Here is a 22,377-nt window from a genome sequence, read left to right on the forward strand (position 1 = left end):
TCCGCTCCAAGCGGGAGTCCGGGCCCGTCCTCCTTCGCGCCACGCTCCGACGCGAAAGCCCAGGCTCAATAGCGGATGCCGAAGTTGACCGGGATGTACTGGCCGTCGGCCTTGCGCGAGTCGCCGCCGGGCACATCGAAGCTCTGGCCGAAGATGTAGTGGTAGCGCCCCTCCACGTAGAAGCGGAGCTCCCCGCTGCTCTTCAGGGTGACGCCGACGCCGCCACCGAGACCGAAGTCCGTGCTGCTGCGCGAGCCGACAAGCTCCGCCACCGGCACCACGTCCGTGGCGCAATAGTACAGCCACGGGTCGCAGTACGGGACGGTCGCGACGCCCGACAACTGGAGCAGCTCCACCTGGCGGTAGTACAGGCCCGGCCCGGCGATGACGTAGAAGCCGAAAGTGCTGCGGGGAATCACATTCCAGACGGCGTTGAGGCTGCCGTACTGCATGTAGTGGTTGCCGTCGATGCCAGTCCCGGTGAGCACGTCGGACCGGATGTCATAGCCGCTGTAGAAGTACTCCGCCATGACGCCGAAGCTCCGATGGAACTGGTAGCCGGCGCCCAGTTGGAAGCCGCCGCCCGTCTCGAAGCGGTCCCCCGCGTCGGAGATGGGGAAGGAGAGGCCGCCGCCCACGTTGAACATGAAGTGCCGCTCGGGAACCTCCATTCCCTGCATCGGGAAGGCCACCGGGTCCGCGTCCGTGCCAGACACCGTCTGGGCACGCGCGCCCCCAGGGACGTTGAAAGCCAGCAGGGCAAGGGGAAGCAACGTGTTCAACCGCATGACGACCGCCTTCGGGCACCGGACCGCGTGGTGCGGGGAGCGTGGGGATGGGCCGCCTGTCCGCACACCGCTCCTTCAGGGGGGGCCGGGCAGGGGGGCACACGCTCTCACTGCGGCACGGGTGCGAGACCTGTCGTGCTCAGCACGCGCCGGGTGTGGAGGGCGATCATCGCCTCTTCGTCCGTGGGAATCACCCAGGCGGAGACGCGGCTGCCGGACCGGGTGATGCAGGGGCCTCCGCGAGCGTTGGCCTCCTCATCAAGCTCCAACCCGAGCCAGCTCGCGTCGCGACAGACCCGCTCGCGAATGGGCGCGGAGTGCTCGCCAATGCCGCCCGTGAACACCACGGCGTCCAGGCCGTGCAGCGCCGCCGCGAGCGAGCCCAGCTCGCGATGAATGCGATAGACGAACAACTCCAGCGCCTCGGCGGCGGCGGCGCTGGAGGCGCCGAGCAGCTCGCGCATGTCGCTGGATTCGCCGGAGACGCCCAGCAGGCCGGATTGCTGGTAGAGGAGCCGCTCCAGCGCGCGCGCGTCCATGCCGTGCCGGTCCATCAGGTAGAGCAGGACCCCGGGATCCAGGGCGCCGCAGCGGGTGCCCATCATGAGCCCATCCAGGGCGGTGAGGCCCATGGTCGTCGCCACGCTTCGACCCCGGAGCAGGGCGCACATGCTCGCGCCGTTCCCCAGGTGCGCCACCACCGTGCGTCCTTCGGCGGCCCCGGGCGCCGTGCGCGGCAGCGTGGAGGCGATGTATTCGTAGGAGAGGCCATGGAAGCCGTAGCGGCGGACGCCCTCGTCGGCATAGCGGCGGGGCAGGGCGAAGGCCTGGGCCACGGGGGGCTGGGTGCGGTGGAACGCGGTGTCGAAGCATGCGACCTGCGGCACCGCTGGCGCCGTCCGCGTGACGGCGCGAATCGCCTCCACGCAGTGGGGCTGGTGCAACGGCGCCAGCGGAATGAGCGCTTCCAGCTCCGCCAGGGTCGCCGCGTCGACGAGGGCGGGCCCGGAGAAGCGCATGCCGCCATGGACCACCCGGTGGCCGGTGGCCGCGATCCGGTGCCCGCCGAGGACGCCCTCCCGCCCCCAGGCGAACAGGAAGTCGGCGGCGCCCGTGTACCCGAGCTGCGTTCCGGGGGCCCAATCCTTCTGGCTGATGATGGCACCGTCCGCGTGCGCGACGAACCGCGGACGGGTCGACAGCTCCTCGAACTCCCCCCGCAGGAGGAGGCGGAGGGGCTCCTCATCCAGGAAGACGGAGAACTTCAGGCTCGAAGAGCCGGCGTTGAGCACGAGCAGCGCGTCCGGCACGCCACCCGTCTTGAACGTCCGCCGCGCCATGCGTGAGCCCCTCTCAGTCCGGCCAGGTCCAGTCGGCGATTTCAGGACGATCCTTGCCGTGCTCGTGCGCGTAGGCCAGGTTGTCGAGGATGGCGTTGCGCATCTCCTCCTTCAGGTGTCCTGCCTTTGCTTGCATCCCCGTCACGCGATCGATGACGTCGATGACCAGGTGGAAGCGGGACGTCTCGTTCAGGATCGCCAGTTCGAAGGGCGTGTTGATGTTGCCCTTCTCCCGGTAGCCATGCACGTGCAGGTCTTCGTGGTCGATGAAGCGATAGGCGAGCTTGTGGATGAGCGAGGCGTAGCCGTGGAAGCTGAAGATGATCGGCTTGCCCGGCGGGAACAGGCTTTGGATCTCCCGTTGGGTGGACCCATGCGGATGGTCCGCCGACGACTGGAGCTTGAACAGGTCGACGATGTTGACGAAGCGCAGCTTCAGGTTCGGTGCACGCGCGCGCAGGATGGAGGCGGCGGCCAGGGCCTCCTGCGTCGCGACGTCGCCGCAACTGGCCATGATGACATCCGGATCCGCGTCCTGGTCCGTGCTGGCCCGCTTCCAGATGCCGAACCCCTTGGCGCAGTGGGAGACGGCCTCGTCGATGCTGGTGAACTGCAGGTGCTTCTGCTTGTCCGCGACGATGACGTTGACGCAGTCGGTGCTGCGCAGGCACTGGTCCGCCACCACCAGCAGCGTGTTGGCGTCCGGAGGCAGGTAGATGCGCGTGACCGAGCCGGACTTGTTGGTCACCAGGTCGATGAACCCCGGGTCCTGATGTGAGAACCCGTTGTGGTCCTGACGCCACACCGTCGAGGAGAGCAGGATGTTCTCCGAGGCGACGGGTGCCCGCCAGCTCACGTGGTTCTTGCTGATGTCCAACCACTTGGCGTGCTGGTTGAACATGGAGTCGATGACGTGGGCAAACGCCTCATACGTGTGGAAGAGGCCGTGGCGCCCGGTGAGCAGATACCCTTCGAGCCAGCCGAGCAGCGTGTGCTCCGACAGCATCTCCATGACGCGGCCGTCCCGCGCGAGCTCGCCCCCGTCGAGGTCCTCTGGCAACAGGTTCGCCATCCAGGCCTTCTTGCTCACCTGGTAGATGGCCTGGAGCCGGTTCGAGGCGGTCTCGTCCGGGCCGAAGACGCGGAAGTTCGTCGGGTTGTCGCGCATGATGTCGCGCAGGAACTCGCCCAGGGGCTTCGTGTTCTCATGCAGCGTGGTGCCGCGCGTGCCGACCTTGACCGCATAGTCGCGGAAGTCGGGCAGCCTGAGCGTCTTGCGAAGCAGGCCGCCGTTGGCGTGTGGGTTCGCGCTCATCCGCCGGGGCCCCTTGGGTGCAAGCGACCTGACCTCCGGATTCAGTCTTCCCTGCGCATCGAACAGCTCCTCGGGCCGGTAGCTGCGCATCCAATCCTCGAGCGCCTTCAGGTGCGCCGGGTTGCCCCGCACGTCGCCGAAGGGGACCTGGTGTGAGCGCCAGGTGCCCTCCAGCTTGTGCCCATCCAGCTCCTTCGGACCGGTCCAGCCCTTGGGCGAGCGCAGGACGATCATGGGCCAGCGCGGACGCGTCGGGGTGTCCGTCTGCCGTGCCGTCTTCTGCAGGGCGCGGATCTCCTCGACGGCGCGCTCCAGGGTCTCCGCCATCTTCTGGTGCATCTGGGCCGGGTCGCTGCCCTCGACGAAGTAGGGCTTGTAGCCGTAGCCGACGAACAGGGCCTCCAGCTCCTCCGGGCTGATGCGGGCGAGGATGGTCGGGTTGGCGATCTTGTACCCGTTGAGGTTCAGGATGGGCAGCACGGCGCCGTCCCGCGCGGGGTTGAGGAACTTGTTCGAGTGCCAGGCCGTCGCGAGCGGCCCGGTCTCTGCTTCGCCGTCACCCACGACGCAGGCGACGATGAGGTCGGGATTGTCGAAGGCCATGCCATACGCGTGGGAGAGGCTGTAGCCGAGCTCGCCGCCTTCATGGATGGAGCCCGGCGTCTCCGGGGTGACGTGGCTGCCGATGTGACCGGGGAAGGAGAACTGCTTGAAGAACTTCCGCATCCCCTCCTCATCCGGGCTCTTGTCCGGATAGACCTCCGAATAGGTGCCCTCGAGATACGCCGGCCCGAGCACGCCCGGGGCGCCGTGGCCCGGCCCGGCCACGAAGACGACGTCGAGGTTTTGTTCAACGATGAGCCGGTTCAGGTGGACCCAGACGAACGAGAGCGCCGGGCTCGCGCCCCAGTGGCCGAGCAGCCGATGCTTCACGTCCGTGGGCACCAGGGGCCTGTGCAGCAGCGGGTTGTCCTGGAGGTAGATCATCCCCACCGCGAGGTAGTTGCATGCGCGCCAGTACGCGTCCATCAACTCCACTTCCCTGGCGGTGAGCGGTCCTCCCCCCTGGGTCCGCTCCCTGGCCGGCGTGGAGGGCCCCTCGCCTTGCTCCCTGGCGGACCATGACGGCCCAGACTCCTCGGATGATCCCGTCCCTATCGGGTGTGCCATGACGTGTCTCCCATCAGTGTTGGGTGTGGAGTGTTGAGTCGGGTTCGTTGTGGATGGAGGGAGGCTCGGCCGCCCCGGCGAAGCCCGCTTCGCCTTCCATGTCGCCGCTGTAGCGGCCCAGGGCCGCCGCGCTGTCGCACCCGGCGCGGTGGTGGAACATCCGCTGGGCGGCGGGCACTTGCCCACGCTGGCCCCGCCAGATCTCCATCGCCTCGTCCTGCAGCGCGCGTCCGTAGGAGAAGCTCAGCTTCCAGGGCTTCGGGCCGCCCAGCGCATTGATGGCGTTGAGGTGCTCGGTGGCCAGGACCGCGTCTTGTCCGCCGGACAGGAAGACGACCCCGGGGACCGCGGGCGGCACATGGCGCGTCAGGGCGCGCAGCGTCGCCTCCGCCACCTCGTCCACCGACGCCTGCCTCGCGCAACGGAGACCCGCGGTGACCATGTTCGGCTTGAGCAACATCCCTTCCAGGGACACCTGCGCGTCGAAGAGTTCGTTGAAGACCGCTTGCAGCACGCGCCCCGTCACGTCCTCACACTGCTCGAGCGCGTGCGCTCCCTCCATCAGGACCTCGGGCTCCACGATGGGCACCAGGCCCTGCTCCTGGCAGAGGGCGGCGTAGCGCGCGAGCGCGTGCGCATTCGCGTGGACGCACTTCGCGGTCGGCAGCCCGTCGCGGATGATGAAGACCGCGCGCCACTTGGCGAAGCGCGCACCGAGCTCGTGGTACTCCTCGAGCCGCGCGCGGAGCCCGTCGAGCCCTTCGGCGACGAACTCGCCCGGCGCGCCGGCCAGGGGGTGGACGCCCGTGTCGACCTTGATGCCGGGGATGATGCCGCGACCCACCAGCAGCTCCAGCAGCGGGATGCCTGTCGAGCTGTCCTGCCGGATCGTCTCGTCCTGCAGGATGACACCGCCGATGAACGCGGCGATGTCGGGCGTACTGAAGAGCATCTCGCGGTAGGCGCGGCGGCTGTCCGAGGTCGACTCGATCGCGCGCGCGGTCAGGCGCTTCGTGATCGTGGAGACTGTCTCGTCCGCCGCCAGGATGCCCTTCCCATCAGCAACGATGGCTCGCGCGATCTGGTCGAGCCCTGGCATCGTCGGCATGTGTTCCTCCCATCCATCGCAAGAACCTGAGGGCGCCCCGTTGCGCCGACAACTGGCGGGGCGGCGCTCGGCCATGGGATTGCCTTGGAGCGCCAGGCAGGATGGTGCCGCCCCGTCGCGATGCCATCTTGAACCCTGGACCCAGCCGTCACCGACAACGCCCGGCGTGCGGCTGCCGCGGCAAGCGGGCGGGTGCTGGAGGCAGCCATGACCATCAAGTTGCTCATCGCGGACATCGACGGGACGCTGGTGACACGGGACAAGGCCGTCACCGCGCGAACCCGCGAAGCTGTCGCCCGGCTGCGCGCCAGCGGCATCCAGTTCACCGTCACGAGCGGGCGACCGCCGCGCGGGATGGCAGGGCTGGTGGCCGCGCTGGATCTCACCGACCCCGTGGCTGCCTTCAACGGCGGCGTGTATGTCAAATCCGATCTCACGACGGTGCTGGAGCAGCGGACCCTTCCTCCCGTCATCGCCAGGCAGGCCGTCGATTTCATGCTCCAGGCGGGCCTGGATGTCTGGGTATACCAGGGGGCGGATTGGTTCCTCCGCGACCCCGAGGCCTTTCGCGTGGCCAGAGAGAGGAGCAACGTCGGGTTCGACCCGGTCGTCATCGCGGACCTGCACGACGTGCTCGACGCCCCCATCAAGCTCGTCGGGGTGAGCGAGGACACCGAGCGGGTCGCGCGCTGCGAGGCCGAGCTCTCCCAGCGACTGGGCACCGAGGCGTCGGCGGCACGTTCGACGCCCTACTATGTCGACGTCACGCATCCCGAAGCGAACAAGGGAATGGTCGTGCGTGAGGCCGCGCGCCTCCTCGCGCTTCCCATCGAGCAGATCGCGGCCATCGGGGACATGGCCAACGATCTGCCCATGCTGACCACCGCCGGCCTTGGCCTCGCCATGGGCAACGCCAGCGCGGAGGTCCAACGCTTCGCACGCCACGTCACGCGCACCAACGACGAGGACGGGTTCGCCTACGCGGTCGACGCCTTCATCCTGGGCCAGCCACCCTTCGCCCGGACGAAGCTGGGCCTTCCGCCCCGCACACGCGCCTGCCTCTTCGGTCTTGATGGCGTCCTCGCCCAGACCTCCAGCCTCCACGCCAGGGCCTGGAAGCAGGTGTGCGACTACTACCTGCGGCGGCGCGCGCGAGCCTCGGGGCAGCCCTTCATCCCCTTCGACCTGGTGCGCGACACCTGCCGCTACTTCGACGGCAAGCCGCCCCTGGAAGGACTCCACGCGTTTCTGGACGCCCGCGGCATCGCGCTGCCGGAGAGCACGGTTCACGCGCTGAACGACCGCAAGGCGGAGTTCCTGGTCGAACTGCTCCGGCAGGAGCAGGTGGAGACGTATGAGGGAACGGTCCGCTACGTCCAGGCGGCGCGCGCCGCGGGACTTCAGACCGCGGTCGTCTCCGCGAGCAGACACTGCGCCGAACTGCTCCAGTCCGCCGGCATCCTGGACCTCTTCGACGCGCGGCTCGGCGCCACGCAGCCCCCCGAAGTCTTTCTCGCGGCCGCCCGTGACCTCGGTGTCGGGTCCGAGGAAGCGGTCGTCTTCGAGGACACGCCTGCCGGCGTCGCGGCCGCACGGGCGGCCCACTTCGCCTATGTCATTGGCGTCGACCGGCTGGGTCGGCCCGCCGAGCTGCGCCGCCATGGCGCTGACCTCGTGGTGACGGATCCCGCCGATCTCCTCGAACAGGACGGCACCCTGCATTGACGGGCGTGCGGCCCTACGACGCGTGCGATGCGTGCCTTTGAGGACGCGTCAGACATTCGAAACGCCAACCCTGTGCGGCGGGCAACATGCGCCTCGCCCTCGGGTCGGTGTCAGGGCTGGGGGAGCGGACATCGCAGTCAGCCCCGGGGGGTATTCGGACAGCTCGTACTTCCGTGCGCTGCGCGAAGTGCGGATCATCCCCACCAATCGAGGTGTCTTGAATGCTGGGGATGGACAGCACCAGGCAGGGGATGAACCCGGGGCGTGCACCCTTCGTCGGCGCGTGGCCGCTGCTCGGCGTCCTGACGGCGCTCTCCGGATGCACGGTAGGTCCCAACTTCACGAAGCCTCAGGCCGAGGTGGCCAAGGAGTGGCGCACCCAGGGCGACCCACGCCTTTCGACGCAGGCAGCGGTCGACACCCAATGGTGGAAGTCGTTTGGCGATCCGGCGCTCGATCGCCTCGTCGAGGTCGCCTATCGGCAGAACCTGCCGCTGCAGGTCGCGGGTCTGAGGATCGTGGAGGCGCGCGCCCAGTTGGGTGTCCTCACCGGCCAGCAGTATCCGCAGATCCAGGTGGCCACCGGCAGCGCCGCCGCGGTGGGACGCAGTGAGAACTCAGCCGCAGCCAACCTGGTGGATCTGACCAATCTTGGCTCCCTTGATCGCCACTACCTGGAATACCAGTTGGGCTTCGACGCGCTGTGGGAGGTGGATTTCTGGGGCAAGTACCGGCGGGGCGTGGAGTCGGGGGCCGCCGCCCTGCTCGCGTCGGTGGCGGACTACCAATCCTCGCTCGTCGCGCTCACCGCGGAGGTGGCGCGAACCTATGTCCTGGTCCGGACGTACGAGGTGCTCATCGACCAGGGCCGGGAGAACGTCAGGATTCAGGAGGAGGGCTTCCGGATCGCGGAGTCGCGCTTCACCAACGGTGTCACCTCGGAGCTTGATGTGGCGCAGGCCGCGACCCTGCTGGAGAGCACCCGGGCCACCATCCCCCAGTTGGAGGGCGGGCTGGAGCAGGCCCGAAACGCGCTGAGCACGCTCCTGGGCCAGCCCACGGGCGCCGTGGAGGCCCTGCTGGCGGGCCCCAAGCAGATTCCGCTGGCGCCCGCGACGGTGGCCGTCGGCATGCCGGCGGAGATCCTGCGGCGGCGGCCGGATGTCCGCAGCGCCGAGCTGTTCGCCGCCGCGCAGTGTGCCCGGATCGGCATCGCCGAGGCGGACCTCTATCCGAGCTTCTCCCTCTTCGGGACGATCGGGCTGGAGGCGAGCACCAGCGGCACGTCCTCCGGCAACCTCTTCTCCCTGGGAAGTCTGGTGTATTCCATTGGCCCCCGGATCGTCTTTCCCTTCCTGAACTACGGCCGCCTGAAGAATGGCGTGCGGGTCGAAGACGCGCGGTTCCAGCAATTGCTCGTCAACTACCGCAACACGGTGCTCAAGGCGGCCCAGGAGGTGGCGGACGCCCTGACGGGCTACGTCAATGCCCAGAAGGCCATGGCGTTCCAGCAAGCCGCCGTGAAGGCCGCGCAGCGGTCGGTGGAGCTCGCCGTGGTGCAGTACCGGGAAGGCGCCGTGGACTACCAGCGCGTGCTGGACGCGCAACGCTCGCTCTTGCAGCAGCAGAACAACCTGGTCCAGACGAACTCCTCCATCGCCACGAACCTGGTCGCCCTCTACAAGGCGCTGGGCGGGGGCTGGGAGGTCCGCCGGGATCAGCCCGTCGTGCCGGAACCCATGCAAGGCGAGATGGAGAAGCGGACCGACTGGGGCGACATGTTGTCGAAGCCGCGGACGCAGGAAGTCAAGCACAGCTCGCAGCCGGAAGAGCAATAGAGAGTCCGCCATGCCCAAGTACCCGAAGGGGAAGATCAAGTGGGCCATTGGACTGATCGCCATCGCGATCGTCGTGTTCATTGGCTTCAAGTATTGGAAGGGGAAGAAGTCCGCGCTGCCGGAGGGAATCGTCTCAGGCAACGGCCGCATCGAGGCGAAGCTGGCCGATGTCGCCGCCAAGGAGCCCCTGCGGGTGAAGCAAATCCTTGTCAACGAGGGCGACCTCGTCAGGCCGGGTCAGGTGCTGGTGCGGTTGGACACCACCACGCTGGAGTCCAGCCTGGCGGAGGCCAACGCGAACCTCGCGGCCACGGAGGAGAAGCTGGCGGTGGCCCAGGCGGGGATCGTCAAAAAGAAGAGTGAGATAGAGCTTGCCACCATTGAAGCCGAGCGCGCCCGAAGGCTGGTGGCGCAGGGGGCCGGTTCGCAGCGCGATCTGGACGTTCGAACGAGCCAGGTGGAGACCACCCGGGCCGCCCTGGCGGAAGCGGAAGCCACGCTGAAGACCTCCAGGGAGGAGATCGAGGTCGCGCGAGCCAATGCGGCGACGGTCCAGACGCGCATCGCCGACGCGACGCTCAAGTCGCCCGTGACGGGACGCGTCCTCTATCGCCTCGCCGAACCCGGCGAGGTGCTCGCGCCCGGCGGACCGGCGCTGACGCTGGTGAACCTGGAAGACGTCTACATGGAGATCTTCCTCCCGGCGAGCGAGGCCGCCCGGGTGAAGCTTGGCTCCGAAGCGCGCCTCACCGCCGACTTCGAGCCCGACCGTTCCATCCCCGGGTATGTCTCCTTCGTGTCCCCGGAAGCGCAGTTCACGCCCAAGCAGGTGGAGACCAAGAGCGAGCGGGAGAAGCTGGTGTTCCGGCTGAAGCTCCAGGTTCCCAGGGAGCTGGCCAGCCGCTACGTCGAGCGCATCAAGACAGGCATTCGCGGCGTCGGCTACGTGAAGGTGGACCCTGCCGCCACCTGGCCTACCAAATTGCAGAATGTCATCACGGCTGAATCCGAATCCCATTAGCCCGGTGACCCGGGAGGGCTCAGCCATGGTCTCATCCGCGTCTCCAGAATCGCCGGGCGGCTCCTCCAGGCTCGTGGTCTCCATCCAGGACGTGACCCACCGCTACGGCAAGGTGGTCGCGCTCGACGGCATCTCGCTCGACGTTCCCACCGGCATCATGGTGGGCATCGTGGGGCCGGACGGCGTCGGCAAGTCGACGCTGATGGCCCTGGTCGCCGGCTCCAAGAAGATGCAGCAGGGAAGGGTGACGGTCCTGGACGGGGACATCGCCGACGCCCGGCACCGGCGCGCGGTGGGGCCGCGGATCGCGTACATGCCTCAGGGGCTGGGCAAGAACCTCTATCTGGAGCTCAGCGTCTACGACAACGTCGACTTCATGGCCCGGCTCTTCGGGCTGTCGCCCGAGGAGCGCAAGGTGCGCGTCCCGGAGCTGCTCGAAGCCACGGGACTGGGGAAGTTCGCGGAGCGCCCCGCCGGCAAGCTCTCCGGCGGAATGAAGCAGAAGGTGGGGCTGTGCGGCGCGCTGGTGCACGACCCGGACCTGCTCATCCTCGACGAGCCCACCACCGGCGTGGACCCGCTCTCCCGGCGGCAGTTCTGGAGCCTCATCGACGAGATTCGCGCCGGGCGCCCCGGCATGAGCGTCATCATCTCCACGGCCTACATGGACGAAGCGCAGCAGTGGGACTGGATCGTCGCCATGGACGCGGGGCGCGTGCTGGCGACAGGGACGCCCGCGGAGCTGATGGAGCGCACGGGGACCGGGGACCTGGAGCATTGCTTCATCGCGCTGCTGCCCGAGGAGAAGCGCAGGGGGCACAAGGAGGTCACCATCCCGCCCCGTCCGCCGGGCAAGGCGGAGCTGGCCATCGAGGCTGACGGGCTGACGTGCCGCTTCGGCACCTTCACCGCCGTGGACCACGTCACCTTGTCCATTGAGCGCGGTGAGATCTTCGGCTTCCTGGGCTCCAACGGCTGCGGCAAGTCCACGACCATGAAGATGCTGACGGGCCTGCTTCCCCCCACGGAGGGGACGGCGAAGCTCTTCGGCAGCTCCGTGGATGCCGGGAGCATGGAGGTGCGCAAGAACCTGGGCTACATGACGCAGGCGTTCTCGCTCTACGGCGAGCTGAGCGTCCAGCAGAACCTGGTCCTGCACGCGCGGCTGTACCATCTGCCGCCAGACAAGGCGAAGGCGCGCATCAATGAGCTGGTCGAGCGGTTCGGACTGCGCGCGCACCTGGACGCGTTGGCCGGGGACCTGCCCATGGGCCTGCGCCAGCGTCTCTCGCTGGCCGTCGCCGTGCTGCACGGGCCGCAGATCCTCATCCTGGACGAGCCCACGTCGGGGGTCGATCCGGTCGCCCGGGACAGCTTCTGGGAGCTGCTGATCGATCTGTCGCGCAAGCAGGGCGTCACCATCTTCGTGACGACGCACTTCATGAACGAGGGGATGCGCTGCGACCGCATCTCCCTCATGAACGCGGGAAGGGTGCTGGCGGCGGACTCCCCCCAGAAGCTCATCGAGGCACGGAAGGCAGACAGCCTGGAGACCGCCTTCATCGGCTACATGGAAGATGCCATCGCCGAAAAGGCACGCGCCGAAAGCAAGGACACGCCGCCCAGGGACGCGACCCCCGCCCGCGCGCCCGAAGCCCCGCCACCCCCGAAGCCCCAGGCCGTGCGACGAGCGGACCGGGCCGGCCTCCGGCTGCGTCTTGGCCGGATGCTCGCATACGCCCACAATGAGACCATCCAGATCCTCCGCGACAGGGTCCGGCTGGCGTTTGCCTTCGTCGGCTCGGCGCTGCTGATGCTCGTCTTCGGCTTTGGAATCACGACCGACGTCGAAAACATCCGCTATGCCGCGCTGGACATGGACCAGTCACCCGAGAGTCGCGCGTATCTTGAACAGTTCGGCGCGGCGAAACCCTATTTCGCGTCGACGCCGCCAGCCCAATCCGCGGACGAGGCGCTGCGCCGGCTCCAGTCGGACGATGTCTCGATGGTGCTGGAGATTCCGCCGCGTTTCGGCCTGGATTTCCGCCGGGGCTCCGGGCCGGAGGTGCTGGCGCAGGTGGACGGCGCCATGACCTTCCGTGGCGACACCGTCGAACAATATGTCCAGGGGGTCCACAACCGGATGCTGCGGGATCCCGCGAGCGGCTTCCAGTGGGCCGGCGCGCAGAAATACACGGCCAACATCGAAGAGCGCTTCTTGTACAACCCGACGTTCGAGAGCGTCTATTCCATCGTGCCGAGCGTCCCGGCGCTGCTGCTGCTCCTGATCCCGGCGATTCTCATGACGGTCAGCATCGTGCGTGAGAAGGAGCTGGGGTCGATCATCAACTTCTATGTCACGCCCACGGGCAGGCTGGAGTACCTGCTGGGAAAGCAGTTGCCCTACGTCGTCATCGGCATGGCCAACTTCTTCATCCTGACGGCCCTGGCGCTGGTCGTCTTCGGTGTTCCCATCAAGGGCAGCTTCCTGACGTTGATGCTCTGCACGCTGTTCTACGTCGCGGCGACGACCGGCATCGGGATGGTGACGTCGACCTTCACGGGCAGCCAGGTCGCGGCCGTCTTCGTCACGGCCATCCTGACCATCGTGCCGACCATCCAGTTCTCCGGCCTGTTGCAGCCCGTCTCCACGCTGCAGGGCGGGGCCGGTCTCGTCGGTTCCATCTGGCCGGCCTCCTATTACATGCACGCCAGCCTGGGCGCCTTCACCAAGGGATTGGGGGCAGGCCTCCTCATGCGGGATGTCGCCTTCCTGGCCGCGTGCGTCCCCGTCCTCCTGGCCATCAGTGTCATTGGATTGAGAAAGCAGGAGAAATAGCGGTGAACTCGCTGCTGAATATTCTGTGGCTCGGGCTCAAGGAGCTTCGCAGCCTGCTGAGCGACGCGGTGCTGGTCGTGTTCGTCGTCTATGCGTTCACCCTGGCCATCTATGTCCAGGCCACGGGGACTTCGAGCGAGGTGAACAACGCATCGATTGCCTTCGCCGACGAGGACGGTTCCGCGTTGTCCAAGGAGTTGCTCAACGCCTTCTATCCGCCCCGTTTCAAGCTGCCGGAGCTCATCTCCCCGGATGAGGTGCAGGCGAACATGGACAGGGGCCGGTTCATGTTCGTCGTCGTGATTCCGCCCCGCTTCGAGCATGACCTCCGCGCGGGGCGCAACCCGGACATCCAGGTGAACATCGACGCGACCGCCATGCAGCAGGCGGGCATCGGCTCCGGCTATATCAAGAACATCGTCAACGACCGGGTCTCCTCCTTTCTCAGGCGCACGGAGGAGACGGGCCCGAAGCCCGTCAACCTGGTCGTTCGCAAGCTCTTCAACCCCAACGGGGTCTCGTCCTGGTTCAAGAGCGTGGTGGCCATCATCAACCAGATAACCCTGCTGACCGTCGTGCTGACGGGCGCCGCGGTCATCCGCGAGCGCGAACACGGAACGCTGGAGCACCTGCTGGTGATGCCGCTGACCTCGTTCGAGATCGCGATGGCGAAGGTCTGGGCCAACGGCCTGGTGATCCTCGTCGCGACCGGGGCTTCGCTCCTCCTGGTCGTGCACATGGTGCTGAAGGTGCCGTTCGCCGGTTCCGTGGTGCTGTGGTTCGTCGGCGTCGTGCTCTACCTGTTCTTCGCCACGGCGCTCGGCATCTTCCTGGGGACGATTTCACGGTCGATGGCGCAGTTCGCGCTGCTCATCATCCTCGTGGTCCTCGTGCTGATGCTGCTTTCGGGCGGGAGCACGCCCGTCGAGAGCCAGCCGAAGTGGTTGCAGTATGTCACGTACCTGCTGCCTGCCCGGCACTTCGTCAGCTTCTCGCAGGTCATCATCTACCGCGGCGGTGGGCTGGAGGCCGTCTGGCGTCAGTTCCTGATGGTGAGCGCGGTGGGCGTGGGGTTCTTCGTCTACAGCCTGGCGCTCTTCCGGAAGTCCATCGCGGTGAGCAAGTAGGAAGGCTCCAGCATGCGCCGGAGCGGGCTGGAGCCGAACGGCCCCGCCCGCCCCGGTCGCGCTCAGCGCTCAGCAGTCAATCGTATACGTCCTGGTTTCATCGCTCGGCGTGGAGACGTTGATGGTGTTGGAGCCGTCGAACGAGGTGGAGAACGTCCCTTCGGTCGTCACCGCCGTCACCGTTCCGGCCGAGGGGCACTGGTTGTCGCAGCGCTGGTAGCCCGAGATGGTCGTGGTCGCGCTGAAGTTGTCCCGCGTGGACCCTGACCGACCGTTCAAGGTGAAGCACCCGCTGCCCTCCGCCCACGTGACCGTGCTCTCCGACGAGCGCGTGTCGAAGCGTTCCGGTGAGAAGCTGGTGGAGGTGATGGTCACCTTGCGCTGACCCGCTTCGGGAGGGGAGCCGACGATCTGCATGGAGAGGTTGTACGGCGCTCCGTTGATGGAGAGGTCGGTGGAGGTGGCCGCGATGGCGAGCTGCCCCTGGTTGTCCGAGAGCACCAACTGGACGTTGCCGGAGAGCTGGTCGAGCCCGATGGGCGCCGTGCAGTTGTCGAGGGCGTAGTTCACCGTCGCGCCCGACGAGGTGGCGGTGGCGCACCCGGCGGGCGTGAAGGTGGATGAGGCGTTCGCCGCGAGCTGGGCTGCCGCCGCGTTCACGTCGACAGGGGCCTGAAGCTGCCCTCTGTCGATGCTTCGAGACCGCACCGGGAGGCTGTAATACCAATAGCCATAGACTGGATCGACCCAGGCGTAGCTCCACGCCGCGTCGTACGCCCCGTAGTACGGATCGTAGTAGGCGGTGTCGTAGTAGTACGGATCGTAATAGGTGTCGGCGCAGCCAGCGCTTGCGAGCAGCGACAGGAACCCAAGTGCCCGTTTCGTCTTTTTCATTTCGCCCCCCCCCAACATGTTTGTCTTCTGGACGCGTGCTCACCACTGCGTGGCCGTGCACGGGCGACCGCCGCACCGGGTGCTCTCGGGAAGTCGGAAGCGAGAGAAGGTGGGACCCGGGGGGCAGTGGAAGAACTGAACGGAGGAACGGCCCGAGTGCGGGCTGGCGGTCATCCGCGTCACATCCCGCATCCGCCCGAAGCCGAAAACATAGGTGACGAGGAGGCGAGCGCAGGGCTTGAGGGGAGCAGCCCAACGGAGGCAGGGCCCGGACGCCCGCTGGGGCGGAGGTCCGGGCACGCGGCGCGCTCAGCGCGTCTGGCGGATGACCGACAGCTCGACGTCGCCGAGCACCTTCAGCTCCCGCCCCCACTGGAGCAGGAGGTCTTCGATTCCCGCCACGTCACGGGACACCGTGGCCTGGGAGGGCGAGGTGCGCAGCAGGTCGCCTCGGAGGACGAGGGGCGCGCTGTTCCGGGCCGTGGCACCCAGCCGTTCAATCTGGATGCCCGTGTAGCCCAGGACGGCATGGGACTCGGCCTTCGTGACGCGCTCACCACTGGCGAGGGCCCGGTCCAACTGCTCCTCGATGGCGCGAACCTGCTCGGGGTCCGTCACCAGCACGACCGGGTTGGGACGGCCCGAATACAGCAGGTACGTCACGCGCAGGGCCGGCTGGGATTGCTCGGCCTGGACGTCGGCCGCGGAGGCCGTGGGAACACCCGCGAGGCCCAGACCCAGCGCACCGCACAGGAAGACCGCATGAAAGGAATGACGAGACATGGATTCAGCTCCTGGAAGGGGGACGGGGACTAGTTGATGTTCTCGTGACCGGAGCCATTGATGCTGTCCGACCAGACCCGGAAGTAGCCGCAGAACTGGGTGTAGACGCCCCGGTTCGCGGTGGCGGGATCGGAGATGGTCAGGCCCAGGCTGTCGAGGTTCGTCGCGGCCGTCCCTCCGGGCTTGTGGGTCCACAGGTTGTCCGTGCCCCGGCGATACCAGTGGTAGTCGTAGCCCGGCGCCACGACCAGCGCGACGGCGGACTTGTATCCAGACGCATCCGGATAGCCCGGCAGCAGCTCCAGCCCGTCGTTGATGGCGGCCTGCACCACGGAGGCGCAGTCCATGGTCGAGGCCACGGCCCCCGAATGCCTGCCCGGCTGGGCGTAGGTGTTGGTGGCCTTGGTGGTGGCGTAGTTGTAGCAATTGTTCAGGGACTGCCGGCTGGGATCGTTCCAGTAGGAGGGGGCGAAGGCCGGCTTCCCCGGCTTGGTGACGTAGGGCAGGTCCGCGTCCGACAGGCCGGTGTTGAAGACAATCACCTCGTCGATGCGGTCGCTGAACCGGTAGCTGGAGCCATCGTTGTTCCCGCCAATGAGGAAGGGCAGGTCGGTGTTCACGATGGAGCCCAGGCGTGGCGAGGCGGTGCCCACGGGGATTCCATCCACGAAGAAGGTGGCGATCGCCGGCCACGTGGTGCGCCGGACGCTGACCGCGACGTGGTGCCAGCGATTGGCCACCAACTGCGGGGCCAGGCTGGGATTGGACTGGTGGTGGGTGGAGCCCGCCGAGTCCGAGAGCAGCAGGTCCAGCTTGTTGCCATTGACGACGGAGAACGTGTAGCCCCGGCCGTCGGAGCCCCGGTTGTCGATGATCGTCTTCACGGTCCGGGTGGTGTCCATCATCCGGACCCACGCCGTCAGCGTGAAGTCCCCCGTGCCGAAGCTCAGGTAGGGCGAGTAGGGCACCTGGATGTATTTGTCACCCGCCAGGTTCATGCCCAGGCCCGTCCAACCATCCGCCTGGGCCAGCCCCCCGATGACCGTTCCCGTCTGATCATGGCTGGTGGAATACGCGAGCCCGCTCGAATCCGGCGCCACCTCCGGCAGCGAGGCAGAGGTGACCGTGCTCTTCCACTCACCCACCAGTCCGGTGGTGATGCGGTGGGGAAGGGCTTCGCTCCCCTGGATGGGAGCCACCACTGCCAGCACCGTTGTCGCCAGGCACCACTTGAAACCCTTCACGTCGCCTCCTTGGGTCGGGGGAAGAACGTCCAGGGGTATAGCGGCAACCCCTGACATCCCTGACCAAGAAGAAGATCGGGTACATCCCGACCCGACGTCGTCAGCGCACCAGGCTCCTCGGCCGGTCCGTGCGGGGCACGGACCGGCGGGCCGTCCGGAGCGCGCCGGCTAGTACTTGAAGCCCAGCTGGAGCGTCAGGCCGGGGTACTGGTCCACGGCGCCACCGGCGATGTACGGGTCGCCCACTTCCGGGTTGAACTTGAAGAAGTAGCGGCGCAGGTCCGCCTTGAGCCGCACGTCCAGGACGCTGTTGAGCCGGTACGCCACGGTGGCGCTGCCGGTGACGGCGCCCATGGTGGCGTTGGGGAACCAGGTGTCGGAGTTCAGCTCGCCCGCGCTCAGCGGGTGCAGGTAGCCCAGGCGGAAGTTGAAATCGAGCTTCTGCGACAGCTCCGCGCGAAGGCCCAGCGTCAGGCCCGCGGTCTGGTACTCCACGTTGGGCAGGTCCAACGGACGCTCGTCGTTCACCGGATCCACGCGGAAGGTGTTCATCCCGTAGGTGCCGGTGACCTCGAAGCCGTAGCGCTCCGCCTGCCCGAAGGGCATCACGTAGCGCAGGCCCGCCTGCCACTCGCGCGCGACGGTGGGATAGGACACGGCCCCCGAGCTGCCGGTGGACTTCAGGCCGAACGACTGGTCGATGGCGCCGGTGAGGCCCAGCCGCGCCAGCGCGCCCTGCTTGAAGCGCGCGAGCGGATAGACCGTGAGGTCGCCGCTCACCTGCGGCGCGCCCGGCAGCGCGAAGCCGCCCACGTCCAGGCCCAGCGTGTAGGGCCGCAGCACCCCGAACACGTCGTCCTTGTAGCGCAGCGACCTGCCGAAGAGCCGCAGGCCGATTCCGCCCTCCACGAGCGGCGGGCGGCGCTCGACCCCGGCGTGGACCTGGGAGTCCTCCGGGTCCTTCTCCTTCTCCCGGGGCTTCGGCGTGACGGCCACCGGCTTGCGCACGGGCGCCTTGTCCTCGGTGACGGGCGGCTTCGCGGGCGGGGTGGCCGGCTTCTCCGTCGGCGCCTCCGCGACGGGTGTCGCGGGCTTCAGCGGGGGCTCCGGCTCCACCGGCGCGGGCGGCGCGGGGTCCGGGGCGCGGCTCTTCTGGAGGCCCTTCTCCAGGGCCGTCCACTGCCGCTTCACGGCCACGGGCACCAGCTTCACCGTCGCCGGGCGGGCTGCGGCGGGGGAGGCCAGGGCCTTGCCGTCCCTGCCGTTGCGCACGGTGAGGCGCATCTGCGGCTTCTTGCCCTTCGTGGACGTGTCCGCGACCAGCACCGCGCTCAGGCCCAGCTCCGCCGCCACGGCGGAGGCGCCGGCGGGCGTGGTGGGATCCTGGCCCAGGCGCGAGGCGGCGCTGCGCACCGCGGACTCGGGCACGACTTCGTAGCGGGCCGGACGGCGGGCCAGCTCCGCCTCCAGCGCGTCGCGCGCGGCCTCCGCGTGCGGACCGGAGGCGAGCACCGCGACGCGGCGCACGTCGGCCTGCTTCGCGGCCTTCTTCTTCGCGGCCTGCGTCGTCCTCGCCGACTTCTTCGGCGCGGCGTGGGCGGCGGGGGCCAGCAGCAGGGCGGCGCCCAGCAGGGCGGTGACGGATGCGAAACGGTTGCGCGTCTTCACGGCTTACCCTTGGTCAGCCAGTCGGTGAGGCAGGCGGTGTCCGCCGCGCTGAGCGAGCCGCCCGGCGGCATCTGCGTCCCGCAGCCGGGAGACGCCGTCAGCTTCTTCAGGAAGAGGGAGTTGGCCGGATTGGCGCTGTCCGCCACCGGCACGGAGCCGCACGCCGAGGACGAGGTCGTGGTGTACAGGCGTCCCGGGAGCCCGGCGGCCTGGAGATCCAGGCCCGCGCCAATCTCCTTGCTGTTGGTGGAGTGGCACCCGAAGCACTGCGCCTGGAGGATGCTCGGGCCGGTGGTGCCGGGCGCGCAGGAGGCGGAGGGCGTTTCGGTGAATCGATCGGGATCATCGAGCCCGCCAGCACAGCCGGCGGAGGTGGCGAGGAGCGCGGCCGCGAACAGCGTGGCCAGCGGGGCGCGGTACGGACGACGGGCGGCGGAGGGGTTCGCGAACAAGACGATCACGTGGGCAAGAGGGGGGACGACACGCCACGCAGCCTAACCGGGCCCCGCGTGACTGTGCACCCCTCAACGGATCCGTTCTCGCTCCCGTGACACGCGCTCCCCGGCCTGCCTGCCGTGGAGGGTGGGCCGGTGTCATACCCACCTCACCACGGGGACCGCTGGAGGGCCTCCGCCGGCTAGCGGCGCTTCTTCAGGAAGCGGGTGACGCTCAGCTTCCCGAAGCGGCCGCCGAACAGGTACCAGGTGAGCACCGCGCCGAAGAGCGCCGCCGCCAGGGCGATGCCCACGATGCCCAGCACCGGCGTGTTGCCGTACATGGGCGGCCGGGGCGCGAAGGCGATGAAGGCCCCCACGATGAAGCCGCACGCGCACAGCCCCAGGAAGGCGATGACGGCCACGCTGCGCAGGTTCTCGTTGAGCTTGTCGAACTGTTCGGCGCGCACCGTGACGCTGAACTTGCCCGTCTCCAGGTCCATGAGGATCTGCGACAGCTGCGTGGGCAGGTCCTGCGCCATGGACTGGAAGCGCAGCAGCGTGCGCATGAGGCCGCCCTGGAGCTGGCCGGGATCGTACCGCCCGGCCATCAGCTCCTTCGCGTACGGCAGCGCGACCTCCAGGATGTTCATCTCCGGGTAGAGGCTGCGCAGCATGCCTTCGGTGGAGATGGAGGCGCGCGACAGGAGCGCGTACTCCTTGGGGATGCGGATGCGGTACTTCACGGCGAGGTCCAACAGGTCGCGCAGCAGCGTGCGCGCGTCCACCTGGCCCAGCGTGGTGGGCAGGTGCTGGCCCAGGATGGACTCGATGTCGTTGCGGAAGCCCATCAGGTTGGCTCTCGCGTCGGGTACGCCCACGCGGTAGAGGATGCGCGCCACGGAGTCGCTGTCCTTGAGCGCCACCGCGAGGCAGAGCATCACCAGCGTCTCCTGCATGGGGCGCGTGAGCCGGCCCACCACGCCGAAGTCCAGCAGCGCCAGCCGGTTGCCCTCCATCAGGAGCAGGTTTCCCGGGTGCGGGTCGCCGTGGAAGAGGCCGTCGTCGAAGAGCTGGCGGAAGCTCGCCTCCAGGATGTTCTGCGCCAGCTGCTTGCGCTCCGCCTCCGACAGCGCCGCGGGGTTGATCTTCTCCCCCCGGAGGAACTCCAGCGTGAGCACCGTGCGGCTGGAGAGCGACGCGTGGACGCGGGGAATCTTGAGGTAGGGCCGGTCCTGGTGCGTCTCCAGGAACGCGCGGATGTTGCTGGCCTCGTTGACGAAGTCCAGCTCCTCGTGGATGGCCCGGTCGAACTCGTCCACGATGCCGGAGGGCGTGTAGATGCCCGTCTCCTCCACCACGGCCTCCAGCAGGCGCGCCAGCGAGCGCAGCACGCCCAGGTCCGCGTCGATGCGCTCGGCGATGCCCGGCCGCTGCACCTTGATGACGACCTCTTCCCCGTCCAGCGTCACCGCGCGGTGCACCTGGGCGATGGACGCGGCGGCGAGCGGCTCCGGGTCCACGTGCGCGAACAGCTCATGCACCTCCTTGCCCAGCGCGTCGCGGATCTGCGCGTGGATGGCGTCCAGGGGGATGGCCTCCACGTGGTCCTGGAGCGTGGCCAGCTCCTCCACGAACTCCGCGGGCAGCAGGTCCGCGCGGGTGGAGAGCACCTGGCCCAGCTTGACGAACGTGGGGCCCAGCTCCGACAGGAAGAGGCGGAAGCGGTGCGCGGTGGACTCGCGCTGGGCCTCCGGGGAGACCTCCACCTTCTCCTTGCGGCCGAGCATGCGCCACACGCCCGAGCGGTCCGCCACCTCGCCGAAGCCATGGCGGGCGGCGATGACGGTGATCTGCCGGATGCGGTTGAGGTCCTGGAGGTTCATGGTGTGGAGGGGAGCGTGGGCGCGGGCCGGGCCACGTAGCGCAATAGCACGTACCCCACCCCGGCGGAGCGCCGTGAGCCGGTGAGGATGCCTGGCCTCCGACGGGAGCTCCGGCTGTCCACTGAACGCCAGTCCGCCCCGGAACACGGACGCCCCGGGACGGGCGGGCCGCCATGTCGGCGGGCAGCCTGTCGGGGGAGGGCAGGGCTGAAAACCGGTTCCCGGTCGGGGCCTGCCGAAATGTCGGACAGGGGTGGTAGGCAGACGCGGCAGGTAGGGCTTCCGGTTCGTTGATCCGGGCGTAGGGTCGTGGGAGAAGGTCGGGGATGGCGGTGACACAGCAGATGAAGACAGGCAAGGCGGCGGAGCCGGTGCTCTCCGAGGATGAAGCGACCCCGGACGTCGGGGCGAACGAAGCGCCCGCGGGGGCGCGGGAGATCGCCTCCCTGACGCCGATGATGCGCCAGTACCTGGAGGTGAAGGCGCTGCATCCGGACACGGTGCTGTTCTTCCGGATGGGCGACTTCTACGAGATGTTCTTCGAGGACGCGGTGAAGGCCTCGGAGCTGCTCCAGATCACGCTGACGGCGCGGTCCAAGGGCGCGGACAAGGTCCCGATGTGCGGGTTCCCGTACCACTCGGCGCGCCGGTACGTCGCGAAGCTGATCGAGCACGGCCTGAAGGTGGCCATCTGCGAGCAGGTGACGGAGCCGGGCGCGGGGCCGGGCATCGTGCAGCGGGAGGTGACGCGGGTCATCACCCCCGGCATGGTGCTGGACGACGAGGTGCTGGAGCCGCAGGCCAGCAACTTCCTGGCGGCCGTGTGCTGGGGCGAGGCGGGCTTCGGCGCGGCGCTGCTGGAGGCGTCCACCGGCGAGTTCTACACCTTCGAGGCGGCCAGCCTGTCGGAGCTGGTGGAGGGCCTGTCGCGCGTGGACCCGCGCGAGCTGCTGGTGCCAGCGGGCCAGCGCGAGGCGCCGGAGGTGGTGCAGGTGTGCCAGCGGCTGTCGCGCGCGCCGGCGGTGGCGGAAGGGGAGGGCGCGGGCTTCGAGCACACCCGGGCGGCGGCCTACCTGCGCTCGCACTTCAACGTGCAGTCGCTGTCCGCGTTCGGGCTGGACGGGGCGCCGCTGGCCACCGGGGCGGCGGGCGCGGCGCTGCGCTACCTGAAGGACACGCAGAAGACGGCCGCCGCGC

General features: G+C 68.4%; 15 protein-coding genes and 1 pseudogene. 6 read left to right on the plus strand and 10 right to left on the minus strand.

Annotated features, from left to right (window positions below; translation table 11 throughout):
• Window positions 1–65: 65 nt before the first annotated feature.
• The 4 genes from OV207_RS34875 to OV207_RS34890 all read right to left on the minus strand — a co-directional run bounded on the left by OV207_RS34875 (window position 66) and on the right by OV207_RS34890 (window position 5,721).
• Window positions 66–788 carry an outer membrane beta-barrel protein gene (locus tag OV207_RS34875; protein ID WP_267559430.1) on the minus strand — a complete coding sequence of 241 codons (723 nt, stop codon included), beginning with the start codon at window positions 786–788 and terminating at the stop codon, window positions 66–68.
• Window positions 789–895: 107 nt separating this feature from the next.
• Complete coding sequence (locus tag OV207_RS34880; protein WP_267559431.1) at window positions 896–2,128, minus strand: acetate/propionate family kinase; 1,233 nt, start codon at window positions 2,126–2,128, stop codon at window positions 896–898.
• Window positions 2,129–2,141: 13 nt separating this feature from the next.
• Window positions 2,142–4,613 carry a phosphoketolase gene (locus OV207_RS34885; protein ID WP_267559432.1) on the minus strand — a complete coding sequence of 824 codons (2,472 nt, stop codon included), beginning with the start codon at window positions 4,611–4,613 and terminating at the stop codon, window positions 2,142–2,144.
• Between the two features lie 13 nt (window positions 4,614–4,626).
• Window positions 4,627–5,721, minus strand: coding sequence for a class I fructose-bisphosphate aldolase (locus tag OV207_RS34890; RefSeq protein ID WP_267559433.1), 1,095 nt, complete (start codon window positions 5,719–5,721; stop codon window positions 4,627–4,629).
• Between the two features lie 207 nt (window positions 5,722–5,928).
• Here OV207_RS34890 and OV207_RS34895 point away from each other — a divergent pair, with 207 nt between their 5' ends.
• The 5 genes from OV207_RS34895 (at window position 5,929) to OV207_RS34915 (ending at window position 14,271) form a co-directional block, all read left to right on the plus strand.
• The gene (locus tag OV207_RS34895) at window positions 5,929–7,446 is read left to right on the plus strand and encodes a Cof-type HAD-IIB family hydrolase (protein WP_267559434.1); all 1,518 of its coding nucleotides are present in this window, start codon (window positions 5,929–5,931) and stop codon (window positions 7,444–7,446) included.
• A 230-nt stretch (window positions 7,447–7,676) separates the two neighbouring features.
• On the plus strand, window positions 7,677–9,284 hold the full coding sequence (locus tag OV207_RS34900; protein WP_267559435.1) for an efflux transporter outer membrane subunit: 1,608 nt from the start codon (window positions 7,677–7,679) through the stop codon (window positions 9,282–9,284).
• 10 nt (window positions 9,285–9,294) lie between these two features.
• Window positions 9,295–10,305 carry an HlyD family secretion protein gene (locus OV207_RS34905; RefSeq protein WP_267559436.1) on the plus strand — a complete coding sequence of 337 codons (1,011 nt, stop codon included), beginning with the start codon at window positions 9,295–9,297 and terminating at the stop codon, window positions 10,303–10,305.
• Between the two features lie 25 nt (window positions 10,306–10,330).
• Window positions 10,331–13,144, plus strand: coding sequence for a ribosome-associated ATPase/putative transporter RbbA (gene rbbA / locus OV207_RS34910; RefSeq protein ID WP_267559438.1), 2,814 nt, complete (start codon window positions 10,331–10,333; stop codon window positions 13,142–13,144).
• Between the two features lie 2 nt (window positions 13,145–13,146).
• A complete protein-coding gene (locus OV207_RS34915) occupies window positions 13,147–14,271 on the plus strand; it encodes an ABC transporter permease (RefSeq protein ID WP_267559440.1) in 1,125 nt (374 codons plus the stop codon).
• Between the two features lie 69 nt (window positions 14,272–14,340).
• Here OV207_RS34915 and OV207_RS34920 read toward each other — a convergent pair whose 3' ends face one another.
• From OV207_RS34920 to OV207_RS34945, 6 genes are all read right to left on the minus strand, one after another.
• Window positions 14,341–15,165, minus strand: coding sequence for a hypothetical protein (locus OV207_RS34920; RefSeq protein WP_267559441.1), 825 nt, complete (start codon window positions 15,163–15,165; stop codon window positions 14,341–14,343).
• 309 nt (window positions 15,166–15,474) lie between these two features.
• Window positions 15,475–15,948 carry a hypothetical protein gene (locus OV207_RS34925; RefSeq protein WP_267559442.1) on the minus strand — a complete coding sequence of 158 codons (474 nt, stop codon included), beginning with the start codon at window positions 15,946–15,948 and terminating at the stop codon, window positions 15,475–15,477.
• Between the two features lie 29 nt (window positions 15,949–15,977).
• The gene (locus tag OV207_RS34930; protein WP_267559443.1) at window positions 15,978–17,192 is read right to left on the minus strand and encodes a LamG domain-containing protein; all 1,215 of its coding nucleotides are present in this window, start codon (window positions 17,190–17,192) and stop codon (window positions 15,978–15,980) included.
• Between the two features lie 168 nt (window positions 17,193–17,360).
• On the minus strand, window positions 17,361–18,860 hold the full coding sequence (locus OV207_RS34935) for a hypothetical protein (RefSeq protein ID WP_267559445.1): 1,500 nt from the start codon (window positions 18,858–18,860) through the stop codon (window positions 17,361–17,363).
• On the minus strand, window positions 18,857–19,312 hold the full coding sequence (locus OV207_RS34940) for a hypothetical protein (protein WP_267559446.1): 456 nt from the start codon (window positions 19,310–19,312) through the stop codon (window positions 18,857–18,859). The genes OV207_RS34935 and OV207_RS34940 overlap by 4 nt, the downstream gene beginning before the upstream one ends.
• 185 nt (window positions 19,313–19,497) lie before the next feature.
• On the minus strand, window positions 19,498–21,180 hold the full coding sequence (locus OV207_RS34945) for an ABC1 kinase family protein (RefSeq protein ID WP_267559447.1): 1,683 nt from the start codon (window positions 21,178–21,180) through the stop codon (window positions 19,498–19,500).
• Window positions 21,181–21,506: 326 nt separating this feature from the next.
• On the opposite strand from OV207_RS34945, the pseudogene OV207_RS34950 reads away from it, so the two are divergent.
• Window positions 21,507–22,377: pseudogene (locus tag OV207_RS34950) on the plus strand (DNA mismatch repair protein MutS); the annotation flags it as partial.

This window comes from Corallococcus sp. BB11-1 (assembly GCF_026626625.1).
GTDB lineage: Bacteria > Myxococcota > Myxococcia > Myxococcales > Myxococcaceae > Corallococcus > Corallococcus soli.